11 protein-coding genes are annotated in these 15812 nt (G+C 67.3%); 5 read left to right on the top strand and 6 right to left on the bottom strand.

All coding sequences use genetic code 11. The features are described from left to right. The first annotated feature begins 98 nt into the window (after positions 1-98). Genes ACUJB0_RS14175 through ACUJB0_RS14165 form a run of 3 tightly spaced genes read left to right on the top strand, consistent with a single transcriptional unit; the run spans position 99 to position 4374 of the window. Positions 99-1772, top strand: coding sequence for an MFS transporter (locus ACUJB0_RS14175; protein WP_444845783.1), 1674 nt, complete (start codon positions 99-101; stop codon positions 1770-1772). Positions 1773-1777: 5 nt separating this feature from the next. After that, a complete protein-coding gene (locus tag ACUJB0_RS14170; protein ID WP_444845782.1) occupies positions 1778-2974 on the top strand; it encodes an HlyD family secretion protein in 1197 nt (398 codons plus the stop codon). Then, entirely contained in the window at positions 2971-4374 is a 1404-nt protein-coding gene (locus tag ACUJB0_RS14165) for an efflux transporter outer membrane subunit (protein ID WP_444845781.1), read from the top strand. Before ACUJB0_RS14170 ends, ACUJB0_RS14165 begins: the two co-directional genes overlap by 4 nt. A gap of 10 nt (positions 4375-4384) precedes the next feature. Here the strand turns inward: ACUJB0_RS14165 and ACUJB0_RS14160 are convergent, their stop codons facing one another. From ACUJB0_RS14160 to ACUJB0_RS14140, 5 genes are read right to left on the bottom strand one after another with little or no spacing between them, the layout of a single operon-like run. Then, positions 4385-4843 (bottom strand): AraC family transcriptional regulator, encoded by a 459-nt coding sequence (locus ACUJB0_RS14160; protein ID WP_444845780.1) that lies wholly within the window; start codon positions 4841-4843, stop codon positions 4385-4387. Between the two features lie 15 nt (positions 4844-4858). Next, positions 4859-7993: an efflux RND transporter permease subunit gene (locus tag ACUJB0_RS14155; protein WP_444845779.1), complete on the bottom strand. Its 3135-nt coding sequence runs from the start codon at positions 7991-7993 to the stop codon at positions 4859-4861. A 9-nt stretch (positions 7994-8002) separates the two neighbouring features. Further along, positions 8003-9178 carry an efflux RND transporter periplasmic adaptor subunit gene (locus tag ACUJB0_RS14150; RefSeq protein WP_444845778.1) on the bottom strand — a complete coding sequence of 392 codons (1176 nt, stop codon included), beginning with the start codon at positions 9176-9178 and terminating at the stop codon, positions 8003-8005. Between the two features lie 12 nt (positions 9179-9190). Continuing rightward, entirely contained in the window at positions 9191-10633 is a 1443-nt protein-coding gene (locus ACUJB0_RS14145; RefSeq protein WP_444845777.1) for an efflux transporter outer membrane subunit, read from the bottom strand. 2 nt (positions 10634-10635) lie between these two features. Next, entirely contained in the window at positions 10636-11328 is a 693-nt protein-coding gene (locus tag ACUJB0_RS14140; protein ID WP_444845776.1) for a CerR family C-terminal domain-containing protein, read from the bottom strand. Between the two features lie 167 nt (positions 11329-11495). On the opposite strand from ACUJB0_RS14140, the gene ACUJB0_RS14135 reads away from it, so the two are divergent. Together ACUJB0_RS14135 and ACUJB0_RS14130 are read left to right on the top strand one after the other, a co-directional pair. Then, positions 11496-12950, top strand: a complete 1455-nt coding sequence (locus ACUJB0_RS14135) for a DUF1800 domain-containing protein (RefSeq protein ID WP_444845775.1) — start codon at positions 11496-11498, stop codon at positions 12948-12950. Positions 12951-12969: 19 nt separating this feature from the next. Then, positions 12970-14253, top strand: a complete 1284-nt coding sequence (locus tag ACUJB0_RS14130; protein WP_444845774.1) for a DUF1501 domain-containing protein — start codon at positions 12970-12972, stop codon at positions 14251-14253. Positions 14254-14410: 157 nt separating this feature from the next. Here the strand turns inward: ACUJB0_RS14130 and ACUJB0_RS14125 are convergent, their stop codons facing one another. After that, positions 14411-15766, bottom strand: a complete 1356-nt coding sequence (locus tag ACUJB0_RS14125; RefSeq protein ID WP_444845773.1) for a hybrid sensor histidine kinase/response regulator — start codon at positions 15764-15766, stop codon at positions 14411-14413. Positions 15767-15812: the final 46 nt, after the last annotated feature.

The following is a 15812-nucleotide window of genomic DNA, read 5'->3' as shown; positions in this document are numbered from 1 at the left end:
GTGGGCTGTAATATACGCAACAATGACGAGCATAGTGATATGCTCGTCATTGTGTTGTTTACGCCCCATACAATTCGCTTCCGGACCTTCTGACCACCATGGACGTTTACGCCCCACAGGTATGGCTTCCGCACGAGCGCCCCTCCTTGCCGGGATCGCCGTCGACACCGCTGCACACGGCCGAGCGCCGGCTGGCCTTCCTGGTGGTGGGCTTCATCGTCGCCGTCACCGGTGGCCTGGGGAACGCGCTGGTGTCGGTCAACCTGCCTTACCTGCAAGGCTCGCTGGGCGTTTACTCGGCCGAGATCCAGTGGCTGCCGGCTGCCTATGTGATGGCCAACGTGTCGATGAACCTTCTGCTGGTGAAGTTCCGCCAGCAGTACGGCCTGCGCCTGTTCACCGAATTATTCCTGGTGGTGTACGCGGTGGCCACCGTGGCCCACCTGTTCGTGCACGGCCTGGCCTCGGCCATCGCGGTGCGCGCGGCGCACGGCATGAGCGGCGCGGCGCTGACCACCCTCGGCCTGTACTACACGCTGCAGGCCTTCCCGGCCCAGCACCGGCTCAAGGCGGCGGTGTTCGGCATCGGCTTCTCGCAGCTCGCGCTGCCGATGGCGCGCTTGTTCTCGTCGGAGCTGATGGAGTTCGGCGAGTGGCGCGGCCTGTACTTCTTCGAGTTGGGACTGGCGCTGTTGTCGCTGGCCTGCGTGCTGGCGCTCAAGCTGCCGCCGGGCGACCGCGTCAAGGCCTTCGAGAAAATGGACTTCCTCACCTTCGGCCTGTTCGCGCCCGGCGTGGCCTTGCTGTCGGCGGTGCTGGCGCTGGGCCGCACGGTGTGGTGGTTCGAGTCGCGCTGGCTGGGCCTTTGCCTGGCCGGCGCCATCGTGCTGATCGCCGCCGCGCTGCTGGTCGAGCATAACCGCGCGCGCCCGCTGCTCAACACGCGTTGGCTCAGCAACGGCAATATCGCGAGGCTGGCCTTGTCGGTGCTGCTGATCCGCGTGGTGCAGTCGGAGGCCAACGGCACCGTGGGCTTCCTGCAGGCGCTGGGCCTGAACAACGACCAGATGCAGATGCTGTGGATCGTCGTCATGGTCGGCACGGTGGCGGGGCTGGTGGCCAGCGCGCTGACCATCACGCCGCCGCGCATTCCCTTGCAGCTGATGTTCTCGCTGGTGCTGATGGCGATCGGCGCCTACATGGATTCCGACGCCACCAATTTGACCCGGCCCTCCGACCTGTATGTGAGCCAGTTCCTGCTGGCCTTCGGTGGCGCCTTCTTTGTCGGGCCCACGTTTATCTCCGGCTTTGGCGCGGTGATTGCGGCGCCGAATAACCTGGTCAGCTTCTCGGTCATGTTCAGCATCACGCAGACGCTGGGTAGCCTGCTTGGCTCGGCGCTGGTCGGTACCTTCCAGGTCGTGCGCGAGAAATTCCACTCCAGCATACTGGTCGAGCATCTGACCCTGCTCGATCCGTTGGTGGCGGCGCGCATCCAGAGCGGCGGCGCGAGCGTGGGCGCGGGGCTGGCCGATCCCGCCGCGCGCAGCGCCACCGGTGTGGCGGCGCTGGGCGCGGCGGCCACGCGCGAGGCCAATATCCTGGCCTATAACGATGTCTTCCTGATGATTACCCTGGTGGCGCTGCTGACACTGGCCTGGATGCTGGGCCGTCATCTGTGGTCGGTGTGCGTCGTCTGTCCTGGCAGCCCTGCGCACAACGCGCAAACCGGCATGGCCAACGTCTCCCTTAACAATTCTGGATCCCGCTGAACCACATGGCTAACACGACTCCCGACAATACCTCTTCCTCCGAAACCCGCGTCGCGGCGGTGGCCGCCGCCGCTGCCGCGGCAGCCGTCGCCGCGGCGGCGCCCACCGCGCCAGCGCCCGACCGGCGCGCGCAGATCCTGTCGGCGATCGCGTTCTCGTTCGTGGCGCTGGTGGGTGTGCTAATCGTGCTGTATGCGTGGCGGCTGCCGCCGTTCAGCAGCGCCATCGTCTCCACCGAGAACGCGCTGGTGCGCGGCCAGGTCACGTTGATCGGCACGCAGCTGCCCGGTTACGTGGTGGATGTGCGGGTGCAGGATTTCCAGCAGGTGAAGCAGGGCGATTTGCTGGTGCTGATCGATGACCGCATCTACCAGCAGCGCTATGAACAGGCGCAGGCGCAGTTGGCTGCGCAGAAGGCGGCGCTGGCCAACTGGGAGCAGGCGCGCCGTACGGCGGAGGCGGGCGTGGCGCTGAACCAGGCCACGCTGGCCAACGCGGAGGCGCAGGCCGCCAAGTCGGTGGCCGATTTGAGCCGCGTGAATTCGCTGGCGGCCGATGGATCGCTGTCGGTGCGCGAGCAGGATTCGTCCAAGGCGGCCAAGGTGCAGACAGCGGCGGCGGTGTCGCAGGCGCGCGCCAGCCTGGAGATCGCGAAGCAGCAGGTGCAGACGGTGGTGGTGAACAAGCTGTCGCTCGAGGCGGCGGTGGCCAATGCGACGGCCGCGCTGAACGCGGCCAAGGTGGACCTGGATAACACGCGCATCACGGCGCCGGAGGATGGGCAGCTGGGGCAGGTCACGGTGCGCAAGGGCGCCTACGTCAACACCGGCGCGCAGTTGATGGGATTGGTGCCGCGCCAGTTGTGGGTGATCGCCAATCTGAAGGAGACGCAGATGAATGGCGTGCAGGTTGGCCAGAGCGCTACCTTCAAGGTCGATGCGCTGGATGGGGCGCTGTTGACCGGGCAGGTGGAGCGGATCTCGCCGGCCACCGGTTCCGAGTTCAGCGTGCTGCCGGCCGATAACGCGACCGGCAATTACGTGAAGATCGCGCAGCGCATCCCGGTCCGCATCCGCATCGATCCGGGCCAGGCCAAGGCGCGCAGGCTGGCGCCGGGGATGTCGGTGGTGGTCAGCATCGATACGTCGGCGGTGCTGGACGACGCTGGCGCCCAAGCCAAACACGCGGGAGCCAGGCCATGAGGGAGCGGGCCGTAACGGCGCGTCCGGTCGCTGCGGCGCTGGCCGTGATGCTGGCGCTGGCCGGCTGTGCCGCCAAGGCGCCGCCGCCTCCCGCGTCGTCCTTGCAGATGCCGGCCGCATGGCGCACCGCCGCCGAAGCCGGGCAGGGCGCCGCTGTCGCAGCCCAATGGTGGCAAGCGTTTGGCGATCCCGCACTGAGCGCGCTGGTGGCCGCCGCGCTGGAAAACAACGGCGACCTGCGCATCGCCCGCGCCCGCGTGGCGCAGTACCGCGCGCTGGTGGGCGTGGCCGCCGCCGGCCAGAAGCCCAACGTCATCGTCGACACCGCGCCCACCCGCGCGCGCCAGCTGGCCTACAACGGCGTCCCTTACGTCACCAACGTCTACCAGGCCGAGTTCCAGGCCAGTTATGAAGTCGACGTGTGGGGCCGCTTGGCCGCGCTGACCGATGCCGCCACCGCCACCTATCAGTCGGAGCAGGCCAACGCCGATGCCGCCGCGTTGTCGATCGCCGCCACCGTGGCATCGGGCTACCTGAACCTGCGCGGCCTGGATGCCCAGCTGGCGCTGACCGAAGCCACGCTGAAGCTGCGCGAGGAATCGCGCGACCTGGCCAAGCGCCAATTCGACGTCGGCTACAGCTCGCGGCTGGAATGGCTGCAGGCGGAGGCCGAATACCAGACCACCGCCGAACAGGTACCGCAGCTCAAACGCTCCATCTTCGAACAGGAAAACGCGCTGTCGATACTCACCGGCGGCAATCCGGGCCCGATCGCGCGCGGGCTGGAGCTTGCGCAATTGGCCGCGCCGCCCGTACCTGCGGGGCTGCCGTCCGAACTGCTGCGCCGCCGGCCGGACATCGCCCGCGCCGAATTGAACCTGGTCGCGGCCAACGCCAACCTGGCCGCCACGCGCGACCAGTTGCTACCGTCGTTCAAGCTGACTATGGTGGGCGGCGTGCAAAACCTGAAGTGGCATGATTTCGTCAACGCCCCGACGGCGCTGTGGCACCTGACCGGTGCGGTGGCTGCGCCGGTGTTCGAGGGCGACCGCGTGCAGCACCAGACCGACGCCGTGGCGGCGCAGCGCGATCAATCGGTGTACGCATATGAGAGCGCCGTGCGCACCGCCTTCGCCGAAACCGACAACAGCCTGGGTGCGTTGGCGCGCCTGAAGGAACAGGCGGTGCAGAACGATGCGCGCCGCGCCACGGCTGCGGAAACGCTGCGCATCGCGCACAACCGCTATCGCAATGGCTACGCTTCGTATCTGGAGGAACTGGATGCCCAGCGCACGCTGTACAACGCCGATGTCGGCCGCTTGCAGCTGAAGACGCGCATGCTGGTGGCGTCGGTGGATCTGTATCGCGCGATGGGCGGCGGCTGGGCGCCGCCGCCGTAAGTCCGGTGGCTTATTTCACCGGGATGCACAGCTCCGATTCGAACACGCCGGTGGCCGGGTCCATCGCGTAGTCGGCCGGATAGCGCTCGAAACAGATGCCTGCGACGGCCTTGCCTTCAGCCTGCAGCTGGCCGAAGAACTCACCCCACGCCTGCGGCACCTGGTCGCCGGTGCCCTTGAACTTGGCGACGGCGTAGCGGCCGCCGGGAATGGTGGCCTCCTTGGCCGGCTCCTTGACCGGATAGTCGGCCGACACCTCCACGCAGGCGTCGTAGCGGCACTGGTCCGGCGGCGTGGTGGACGGATCGTCCTGCGCCACACCGTAGGTGACCTTGTTCACCAGGCCGAAGGCCTTCTGCCACGGCGTGAACACCTCTTTCCAGAACTCGCCGATCGGCGCGCCGAACGGACCTTTGTAGCGCAGGTAGGCGACGCGCACCGCCGGCAAATCCTTGACTTCATATTCCATGATCATCTCCTAATGTTAGTGGCCACCGCCGGCGACTTTGCGCAGCGGTTGCATGGCTTCTTCAGGCGCTGGCGCAGGCTCGCGGCGCAGCTTGCCCATCAGGCGTTTCAGCAGGTGTTCGAGATCGTCGATGTACGTGAACACCGCCGGTATCACCAGCAGGCTAAGTAACGTCGACGTGATCAACCCGCCGATCACCGTGATCGCCATCGGCGAACGGAAGCTCGGATCGGCGCCCCAGCCCAGCGCCAGCGGCAGCATGCCGGCGCCCATCGCGATGGTGGTCATCAGGATCGGGCGGCTGCGCTTGTGGCAGGCGTCGACCAAAGCTTCGAAACGGCTCATGCCTTCCTGACGCGCCAGAATAGCATAATCAACCAGCAAGATTGAGTTCTTTGTAACGATCCCCATCAGCATAATCAGGCCGATCATCGACGGCATCGACAGCGCGCGGCCGGTGACCAGCAGCGCCACGAAGGCGCCGCCGATCGACAGCGGCAGCGCGAACAGAATCGTCACCGGCTGCATGAAGTCCTTGAACAGCAGGACCAGCACGCAGTAGATGCAGACCACGCCGATCAGCATGGCGATGCCGAAGCTGGCGAACAGCGACGCCATCTCCTGGGTATCGCCCAGTTCCGCGATCCGCACCGATGGCGGCAGGTTCATCATGGTCGGCAGCGCACGCGCCTCGGTGTTCACTTCACCCAGCGAGCGTTTGCCCAGCTCCACTTCCAGCGTCACGTTGCGGCTGCGGTTCAGGCGATTGATCTGCGCCGGGCCGCTCTCCATCGTGATGGTGGCGACGGTGGCCAGCAGCACCGGGCCGTTCTTGCCCGGCACCGTCAGGCGGCCGATGGCGTCCAGGTCGGCGCGCACGGCATCCGGCAGCTTGACTCGGATCGGCACCTGGCGCTCCGGCAGGTTCATCTTGGTCAGGTCGGTGTCGTAGTCGCCGGCGGTGGCCACGCGCACTGTCTGGCCGATGGACGCGGCGGTCACGCTCAGATCGGCGGCCTTGGCGAAGTCCGGGGTGACGATGATCTCGGGCCGCACCAGCGAGGCGCTGGAGCGCACGTTGCCCACGCCTTTGAGAGTGCGCATTTCGCGCTCCACTTTCTGCGCCGTCTCCTTCAGCGCGACCGGGTCTTCGCTGCGCAGCACCAGCTGCATCTTGACGCCGTTGTCCGGCGGGCCGACCTTGAAGCGGGCGCCGGGAATGGCGCTGAGCTTCTGGCGGATCTCGCCTTCCAGGTCGGCCATCGATTCCTTGCGGTCGTTGCGGTGCGCGGTGGTCAGCGTCAGCACGGCGCTGCGCGCCTCGGCCGCCGCGCCGGGCGCGAAGGCGTCGCCGCTGGAGCCGCCGCCGATGGAGCTGAACACGGCCTTGATGCCTTTGACTTCCATCGCGGCCTTGCGGGCGCGCTCGGCGACCACGCGGGTTTCGGCCAGCGTGGAGCCGGGCGGCAGTTCCAGGTTGATCTGGGTCTGCGCGCGGTCGGCCGCGGGAACGAAGCCGGTCGGCAGCAGGCCGACCAGCATGATCGAACCGATGAAGAACGCGGCCGAGGCGATGGCCGTCACCAGCCGGTGCGACAGGCACCAGCGCATCACGCGGATGTAGCGCGTCATCAGCCAGCCGTCTTTTTCCTCGGCGTGGACGACCGGCTTGAGGATATAGGCCGCCATCATCGGCGTCAGCAAACGGGCCACCACCAGCGACGCTAGCACCGCCACCACGGCGGTCCAGCCGAACTGCTTGAAGAACAGGCCCGGCACGCCGCCCATGAAGGCGGTCGGCAGGAACACGGCGACCAGCGCGAAGGTGGTGGCGATGACAGCCATGCCGATTTCGTCGGCCGCTTCCATCGCCGCCTCCATCGGGGTTTTACCCATGCGCAGGTGGCGCGCGATGTTTTCGATTTCAACGATGGCATCGTCCACCAGCACGCCCACCACCAGCGCCATCGACAGCAGCGTGACGGTGTTGAGCGTGTAGCCGAACAGGTACAGGCCGAGGAAGGCCGGCATCACCGACAGCGGCAGCGCGGCGGCGGCCACCAGCGTGGCGCGCCAGTCGCGCAGGAACCACCACACCACCAGCACCGCCAGCAGCGCACCTTCGTACAGCAGCTCCATCGAGCCATTGAAGTTCTCTTCGACCGGGAAGGCGTTGTCGATCACCGGTTTCAGTTCCACGCGCGGATTGGCGCGGGCCAGTTCGGCGACGGCGGCGCGCGCACCCTTGGCGACCGCCAGTTCGCTGGCGCCCTTGGTGCGGAAGATTTCAAAGCCGATTACCGGCACGCCGTCCTGCAGCGCGATGGCGCGCGGCTCGGAGACGGTGTCGGTTACGGTGGCCACCTGGTCGAGACGCACGCGGCGGCCGTCGGTCAGCGGCAGTTCGATGGCGGCCAGCGAGGCCGCGCTCTGCACGGTGGCGATGGTGCGCACCGATTGCTCGGCGCCGCTCACGTCACCGCGTCCACCCGGCGCTTCCTTCTGCACCAGGCGCAGTTGGCGCGACACGTCCAGCGCCGACACGCGCAGCGCGGCCATGCGGGCGTCGTCGAGCTCCACGCGGATTTCGCGCTTCACGCCGCCGACACGTTTGACCGCGCCCACGCCGGGCACCGCCAGCAGGCGCTTGGAAACGGCGTTGTCGACGAACCAGCTCAGTTCCTGGTTGTCCATCTTCTCGCCGGGCGTCTTGGCCGCGGCGGCGGTGAAGGTCATGATCACGCGGCCGGCGGTGGAGGCCTTGGTCACGGTCGGGTCGCGCAGCTCGGCCGGCATGTCGGCCTTGACCCGGGCCACCGCGTCGCGCACCTCGTTGACGGCGTCGGAGATCGGCTTCTCAAGAATGAACTCCACGGTGGTGGTGGAGACACCGTCCAGCACCGTGGTGTAGATGTTCTTGATGCCTTGCAGCGTGGCGACCGAATCCTCGATCTTGCGCGCCACTTCGGTTTCCAGCTGGGCCGGCGCACTGCCGTCCAGCGTGGCGGTGACGGTGACGATGGGCAGTTCGATGTCCGGGAAGTCCTGCACCGGATTGGCCTTGAAGGCCATCAGCCCGGCCAGCGTCAGCAGCGCGAACAGCATGATCGCCGGGATCGGGTTCTTGATCGATAGGGAGGAAAAGTTCATGGCGCGTCCTTACCTGGCTGCCAGCTTATTGGCCTGTTTTTCGGCAGGCGCGGTCTCGGCGACGTTGTGTACCAGGTCGCCGTCGTTGAGGAAGCCGGCGCCGCGCACCACCACCTGGGTGTCGGCGGTCAGGCCGCCCAGCACTTCGATGCGGTCGCCCAGGCGGCGGCCCGGCTGCACCTTGATCTGGCTGACATGCTGGTCGGCGTTGAGGCGGAACACGAAGCTGAAGCCGTCGCGCACAACGATGGATTGCTGCGGCACGGTCATCGCGTCCGACGTGCCCAGTTCAAACTGGCCGCTGGCGAACATGCCGGCCTTGAACGGCGCGTCCTTGGCGCCGGCGCTGGCCGGCAGGTCGACGTAGACCAGCGCGGAGCGGGTCTGCGCATCGACGGTCGGCGCGATCATGCGCACCTTGCCGGTCACCTCGCTGCCGTTGGCCGCCTTGACGACGGCGCCGGTGCCGGTCTTCAGGTTGCGCAGGTCGGCGGCCACCACTTCGGCGCGCCATTCAAGGCGGCCCTGGCGGATCATGCGGAACAGTTCCGTGCCGGGGCCGGAGACCGCGCCCACGGTGGCGTTGTTGGTGCGGGCGGAGATGATGCCGCTGTCCGGCGCCACGACCCTGGTGTACTTGAGGCGCAGCTGCTGGCTGGCCAGCGCCGCCTTGGCCGAGGCGATGCGGGCGTTGGCGGTCTGCTCGGCGGTGGTGTATTGGCTGATCTGCTGCGCGCTCAGGGCGCCGGTGTTTTGCAGCGTGCGCGCGCGGGCCGCGTTGGCGACGGCATCGGCGGCGTTGGCTTCCGCCTCCTGCACGGCGGCCTTGGCCTGCGCCAGGTCGGCGTTGACGGTATCGGCCGAGAACACGGCCAGCACGTCGCCGGCCTTGACCACGTCGCCGACGTTGACGCGCACCTCGGTCAGGCGCAAGCCGTTCGATTCGCTGCTGACGCTCGCCTCCTGCCAGGCGGCGACGTTGCCGTTGGCGGCCAGCTTGATCGGCAGGCGCACGGCCGATGGCTTGGTGGTCGTGACGGTCAGCGCCGGCTTGGCGGTTTCCGCCTTCTTGTCGTCGGCGGCCTGGGTGGCGGACGGGTAGAACGCCATGCCGGCGCCGCCGATGACAAATACCGCCAGCAGTGCGTAGGCGACGGGCTTCAGATTGGTTTTCAGTTTTTTCATGATGAGCACAAGTTAGTTGGCGCTGGCGACGGCGGGAGCGCCGTCGGTCGGGGCGGTCCAGCCGCCGCCGGCCGCGCGGTACAGCGCGACCCAGGCGGCGCTGCGTTCGCGCTGCAGGTTGATGACGGTTTGTTCGGCGGCCAGGCGGGTGCGGCGCGCGTCTTCCAGTTCGAACAGGCTGGCCAACCCGTTCTTGTAGCGGTCTTCCACGGCGGTGTAGTTGACGCGGTAGCCGTCCAGCGCGGCCTGCGCATCGGCGGCGCGCGCGCCGGTGGCGTCCAGGTTGACCAGCGCCTGTTCCACTTCGCTCACGGCCTGGCGCACGGCGGCGCGGTAGCTGGAGACGGCGGCGTCGTAGCGCGCGCTGGCCGCGTCGACGTTGGCGCGGCGCTTGCCGGCGTCGAAGATCGGCAGCGACATCGAGACCGGGCCGATGGTCCAGGTGTCGGTGCCGGTGTTGACGCCACCGGCGCGGAAGTTGCCGTAGCCGATGGAGCCGGACAAGGCCAGGCGCGGATAACGCTGCGCCTGCGCGCTGCCGACATCGGCGCTGGCGGCGGTCACTTCGCGTTCGGCGGTGAAGACGTCGGGCCGCTGGCTCAGTGTTTGCGCCGGCAGTTCGGCGATAGCGATGGCCGGTGCATTGGCTGCAGCGCCGGCGGCCGCCGCTGCGCCATCGGCCAGCTTGCGGCGCAGATCAGGTTCGGCGACGGCGGTCAGTGCCACCAGCGCCTTGACGTTGACGTCGCAGGCGGCGCGTTGCGTGATGTAGCGGTTGTTGCCGTCGGCCGCGCTGGCACGCGCCAGCGCCAGGTTGGCCGGCGACTGGAAGCCCGCCTTGGCGCTCAGCTCCGTGAGGCGCGCGGTGTCGGCGCGCGAGGCGGCGTCCTGTTTGGCCACCGCCAGCAGCTGTTCGCAGGCGCGCAGGCCATAGTATTGGTTGGCCACTTCTGCCGCCACCGAGACGCGGGCGTCATGCCAGCCCGCGTGGGCGCTGTCCAGGCGGGCCTGGGCCGCATCGCGCGCGGCGCGGTTGCCGCCGAACAGATCGATCTCCCACGAAGCCTGCAAGGCAGCCTGCGAGGTGGTCCCCATCGGCATCGTCGATTGCTGGTTGGAGCGGTTGACGCTCGCCGATGCGTCCAGCGACGGCGCCAGCGCGGCGCCGGCGGCCACGCGCTCGGCGCGCGATTGCGCGATGCGCGAGCCGGCGGTGGCGATGGTCGGGCTGACCGCCTGCGCCGATTCGATCAGCTGCACCAGCAGCGCGTCGGCCTGGCGGCTCCACCACGTGGCAAGGTCGGCCTGGCTGCCGTTGTGCGGAAGTTGCGTCGGCAGCGGCGCCTGCCACTGCTGCGGCGCTTGCGCGGCCACGTGCGGCGCGGGAGCCTGCGTGGCGCAGGCGCTCAGCGACGCGGCGACGGCCAGCGCCGCCGCGCGTAGGAATATCTTCATGGTTATCCTTGTTGAAGTTTGGATCTCTCGGCGAGCACCAGGGCTTCGGCAAAGCCGACCAGGTACTGCGCCCACTTTTCTATCGCTTCCGGCCCGTCCAGCAGGTGCGGCGTGATCGAGGCGATGATGTCGCGTCCGACCATCAGCTGCACCGCCATGCCGACTAGGGCATAGGCCAGGCGGTGCACGTCGTCGGTCGGCCGCTTCACGCCCAGGTGGCGGCACAACGCATCGACCAGTGCCAGGTGCTCCGGCTTGATGTTGTTGTCGATCTCCTGCTGCCACAGGCCGGTCGGCTCCAGCATCTCGCGGTAGAACAAACGCAGCATCAGCTGCGCATCGCCGCCCGCCGTCAACGGCGCCAGCATCTGCCGGTAGAAGCCCTCCAGCGTTTGCCGCAGCGTGAAGTGCGGCTGCGCGAACTGCGCGATGTTGTCCGGCTCCGGCTGGCACATGAAACTGAAGCAGGCCTGGTACAGCCCCGCCTTGTCGCCGAAGTAGTAGCTGATCGCGGCGACGTTGGCATTGGCCGCCTGCGCGATCTCGCGCGTCGAGGTCTTGGAAAAGCCCTGCGCGGCGAACAGGCGCATGGCCGCCAGCAGCAGCCGCTCGCGCGATTGCTCGCCGTCGGAACGTGGCTTGCGGCCGTCGTCGGCTGGCTGGCTGGTATCGATGGAAGTGGGTTTAGCGTTCATGGGCGGCATTAGATCACATAACTTAAACAATTGATATAACTAAATCAGTTGTTTAATTTATTTGTGAAGCAACGCTAACAGCCGCTTACAACCGATACATGGCAGTCGTTTGGGGAGCAACAATATTGCGTTATAAAGTAAATATATTTTTCGACAGGAGCACCGCCATGAACTTCTCCCGCTGGATCGCCGTTGCCGCCATGGCCGCCGCCTCCGCCACCGCCATGGCCGCCGAGCCGCTGACGCCCGAGCAGGCCGCCGCCCATGTGCTCAACCGCATCGCCTACGGTCCCAAGCCGGGCGATATCGAACGGGTGACGCAGATGGGCGTGCAGCGCTACATCGACGCGCAGCTCAATGCGGGCATGCCGCTGCCGCCGGCGCTGAATGCGCGCCTCGCCAGCCTGGATGCGGCGCAGGAGCCGGCCGGCGTGGTGATGAAGCGCTTCCTGGAAGTACGCGCTATGGCCAAGGACGAAACGGACGGCGACAAGTCCAAGCGCCGCGAGGTGGTCACCGCCATCGCGCAGCAGACGGCGGAGGCGCGCATCGCCCGCGCCGTCGACAGCCCGAACCAGCTGGAAGAGGTGATGGTCGATTTCTGGTTCAACCATTTCAACGTCTTCTCCGGCAAAGGCGTGGACCGTGCGCTGATCGCCAGCTACGAGCGCGATGCGATCCGCCCCTACGCGCTGGGGAACTTCCGCGACCTGCTGGGCGCCACCGCGCACCATCCGGCCATGCTGTACTACCTGGACAACTGGGTCTCCACCGCCAACGGCTACGTCCCGCGCGGGAAGAAGCAGGGCGGCCAGAAGGGCAAGAGCAGCGGCCTGAATGAAAACTATGCGCGCGAGTTGATGGAGCTGCACACGATGGGTGTCAACAGCGGCTACACGCAGAAGGACGTCACCGAACTGGCGCGCATGCTGACCGGCTGGACCTACGACAACCGCGAACTGGTGAAGCGCAACCGCACCTTCGCCTTCGACCCGGCGCGCCATGACCGCGACGACAAGGTCTGGCTGGGCCGCCGCATCAAGGCCGGCGGGCAGGATGAGGGCGAGTACGCGCTCGACGTGCTGGCGATGCTGCCGGCCACCGCGCATCACCTGAGCTTCCAGCTGGCGCAGTACTTCGTGCAGGACCAGCCGCCGCCGGCGCTGGTGGACCGCATGGCCAAGACCTACATCGACAGCAAGGGCGACATCCGCAGCGTGCTGCGCACCTTGTTCACCAGCGCCGAGTTCATGGCGCCGGAAGCGGTGGGCGCGAAGTTCAAGACGCCGTATCAATACGTGATCTCGGCCGCGCGCGCCAGCGACACGGCGCCGACGGACATCAAGCAGACATTGGGCGTGTTGAACCGCCTCGGCATGCCGCTGTACGGCTGCCAGACACCGGACGGCTACAAGAACACGCAGGACGCGTGGCTCAATCCCGATGCGCTGAGCCGGCGCATCGCCTTCGCCACGCAGCTGTCGCCGGCGCTGGACGCGCAAGCCTTGCAGGCCACGCTGGCCGGTTCGATCTCGCCGAAGACGCAGAACGCCATCGCCGGCAGCCCACCGCCACTGCGCGCGGCCATGCTGCTGGGCAGTCCCGATTTCATGCAGCGCTAATCACCAGACGGAGAACACCATGCAACGCAGAGACTTCCTGAACGCGCTGGCCGCCGGCGCCGGCCTGATGATACCGCTGGGCCGCCATGCCTGGGCCGCGACCGCCGCATCGCCAAACACCACACCAAACACCGACGCCACCAGCCGCAAGCTGATTGTCGTCATGCTGCGCGGCGCGGTGGACGGCCTGAACGTGGTGGCGCCGGTGGCCGACGTCAACTACGCGCGCCTGCGTCCGACCATCGCGCTCGGCCGGCCGGGCGAGGACAACGGCGCCCTGAACCTGGACGGCTACTTCGGCCTGCATCCGGCGCTGGCGCCGCTGCTGCCCTTGTGGGAGCAGAAGAAGCTGGCCTTCATCCACGCCAGCGGCTCGCCGGACATCACCCGCTCGCACTTCGACGCGCAGGACTATATGGAATCGGCCACGCCCGGCATCAAGAGTACGGCGGACGGCTGGATGAACCGGCTGGTGGCATCGCTGCCCGGCACCACCACGCCGACGCGCGCGCTGAGCATCGGCCCGACCATGCCGCGCATCCTGTCGGGCCATGCGGCGGCGGTCAACCTGGCCAACGGCGCGGCCGGCACCAAGGCCAATGTGCTGGACCGGCCGGCGGTGGGCAAGGCCTTCGACCAGCTGTACGCGGACAACGCGCGCTTCGGCGCCGCCTACCAGCAGGGCCAGGACGCGCACCGTGAAGTGATGGACGCGGCGGCCGGCAAGATGAGCGGCGGCGGCATGGCGGGCGGGATGTCGGCGGAGATGCAGGCCGCGAACGGCGGCGCGCCTTTGCCGAACGGCTTCCCCGACGATGCGGCGCGGCTGGCGGCGCTGATGCGCAACGACCCCAATATCCAATTGGCCTTCGTGGCCTTGGGCGGCTGGGACACGCACGCCAGCCAGGGTTCGGCGCGCGGCCAGCTGGCCAATCGCCTGCAGCCATTGGGGCAGGGCCTGGCGGTGCTGGCGCAGCGGCTCGGGCCACTGTTCGACCAGACCACCATCGTGGTGATGTCGGAGTTCGGCCGCACCGCGCGCGAGAACGGCAACGGCGGCACGGATCACGGCCATGGCAATGCGATGTGGGTGTTGGGCGGCGCCGTCAAAGGCGGGAAGGTGCTGGGCGACTGGCGCGGCGTCGGCGACGCAGAATTGAACGAGGGCCGCGACCTGCCGGTGACGACCGACTTCCGCACAGTGCTGGCCACGATCGCCGAGCGTCACCTGCGCCTGGGCGACAAGCAGCTGGTACAGGTCTTCCCATCGATGCCGCGCGCCGGGCGGCTCGATCTGGTATGACAAAAAAATGCCCGCTACCTTGACGGGGCGGGCTTAATTCCAATGTTCAGCGAACGGTTGGAGGAGACAGTTCCAACTATATGCCGATTTATGTTGCGGTGCAATACCGTAGAACTACGGTGTCCAACTTTCTACAGTATAAAAAAGCCAAGCTTGTTCACGCGCCGCGCAGCGGCAGCGCCAGCGTGAAGGTGCTGCCTTGGCCGAAATCGCTCTTGAAGAACAGCGAGCCGCCAATCAGGTTGGCCAGGTTCTGGCACAGGTACAGTCCCAGTCCCGCGCCTTCCGCGTGCCGCGTCGAGGTGGAGTCCAGCTGCGAGAAGGCCTGGAACAACTTGGCCTGGTCTTCCTCGCGGATGCCGGCGCCGCTGTCGGCCACCGAGAATTCGATGGTGTCGTGGCCATCGCCCGGCCGCTGCGACAGCGTCACCCGCACCTGGCCCGACTCGGTGAACTTGATCGCGTTGTTGGCCAGGTTGAGCAGGATCTGCGTCAGCGCGCGGCGGTCGGTCTGCAGCACGATGGGATCCGGCGCCAGTTCCACCTCCAGCCCCAGCCCCTTTTGCAGCGCCAGCGGCCGCAGGGTGTCCACCACGTCGTTGACCAGGTGCTGGCACTGCACCGTCTCCAGCTCCAGCGTGACCTTGCCCGCCTCGATCTTGGCCACGTCCAGGATGTCGTTGATCAGCGAGAGCAGATGGCGCGCGCTGGTGCGGATGGTGTTGAGCTGCTTGTCCTGCTCGTTCGTCAGCGGGCCGGGAAGCTTCATCAGCAGCGCGCCGGTGAAGCCGATGATGGCGTTGAGCGGCGTGCGCAGCTCGTGCGACATGTTGGCGATGAAGGCCGACTTCATGCGGCTCGCCTCGGCCAGCTCCAGGTTCTTGAGCGCGATCTCGCGGTTGATGGTTTCCAGTTCACCCGCGTGGTGCGCCAGCCGCATATTCAGTTCGATCACCTGGCGCTCGCGCGCCTGCAGCTCGCTGTTGACCTGCACCGCCTGCTCGTAGGTGGAGATCAGCAGGTCGAGGATCTGCTGGCGCTCGGCGTTGATGAAGTGCTTCTGGTCGCCCAGGTACAGGGCGATGCCGATCTCCATGTTCTGGTTCCGGCGCAGCTTCTGGTTCATCAGCATGTGGCCGATGCGGTTGAGCAGGTAGTCCTCGGCGTAGGGCTTGCGGATGAAATTGTCGGCGCCGCATTCGATGCCGCGGATGATGTCCTTCGGATCCATCAGCGACGTCACCAGGATCACCGGGATGTCGCGCAGATCGGGATCGGTCTTGATGGCGCGGCACAGCGTGTAGCCGTCCATCTCGGGCATCACGATATCGGACAGCACCAGGTCTGGCTTGCGGTCGCGGATCGCCTCCAGCGCCAGCTGTCCGTTGCCGGCCACGCGCGCGCCGTACCGCATCGACTGGATCAGCCGCCGCAGACGCTCGGCCTGGGTCGGGCTGTCTTCAACGATGAGGATCTCGATCTCGTCGGGCTGGATTTCGTAGCTGGTGTCCACGGACGACCCTCCTGATTGCGTATTTGGCTGGTGTGACTATATCGGA

This window comes from Duganella caerulea, assembly GCF_040362985.1.
Lineage (GTDB): Bacteria > Pseudomonadota > Gammaproteobacteria > Burkholderiales > Burkholderiaceae_D > Rugamonas > Rugamonas vulcania.
The sequence above is the reverse complement of the archived record's forward strand: the minus strand, read 5'-3'. Positions and strand labels throughout refer to the sequence as shown.

Bases quoted from the DNA above. Each gene is read 5' to 3' on its own strand.
- ACUJB0_RS14140 (WP_444845776.1), bottom strand. From the start codon at position 11,328: ATGAACGCTAAACCCACTTCCATCGATACCAGCCAGCCAGCCGACGAC.
- ACUJB0_RS14170 (WP_444845782.1), top strand. From the start codon at position 1,778: ATGGCTAACACGACTCCCGACAATACCTCTTCCTCCGAAACCCGCGTC.
- ACUJB0_RS14145 (WP_444845777.1), bottom strand. From the start codon at position 10,633: ATGAAGATATTCCTACGCGCGGCGGCGCTGGCCGTCGCCGCGTCGCTG.
- ACUJB0_RS14165 (WP_444845781.1), top strand. From the start codon at position 2,971: ATGAGGGAGCGGGCCGTAACGGCGCGTCCGGTCGCTGCGGCGCTGGCC.
- ACUJB0_RS14130 (WP_444845774.1), top strand. From the start codon at position 12,970: ATGCAACGCAGAGACTTCCTGAACGCGCTGGCCGCCGGCGCCGGCCTG.
- ACUJB0_RS14135 (WP_444845775.1), top strand. From the start codon at position 11,496: ATGAACTTCTCCCGCTGGATCGCCGTTGCCGCCATGGCCGCCGCCTCC.
- ACUJB0_RS14155 (WP_444845779.1), bottom strand. From the start codon at position 7,993: ATGAACTTTTCCTCCCTATCGATCAAGAACCCGATCCCGGCGATCATG.
- ACUJB0_RS14175 (WP_444845783.1), top strand. From the start codon at position 99: ATGGACGTTTACGCCCCACAGGTATGGCTTCCGCACGAGCGCCCCTCC.
- ACUJB0_RS14160 (WP_444845780.1), bottom strand. From the start codon at position 4,843: ATGGAATATGAAGTCAAGGATTTGCCGGCGGTGCGCGTCGCCTACCTG.
- ACUJB0_RS14150 (WP_444845778.1), bottom strand. From the start codon at position 9,178: ATGAAAAAACTGAAAACCAATCTGAAGCCCGTCGCCTACGCACTGCTG.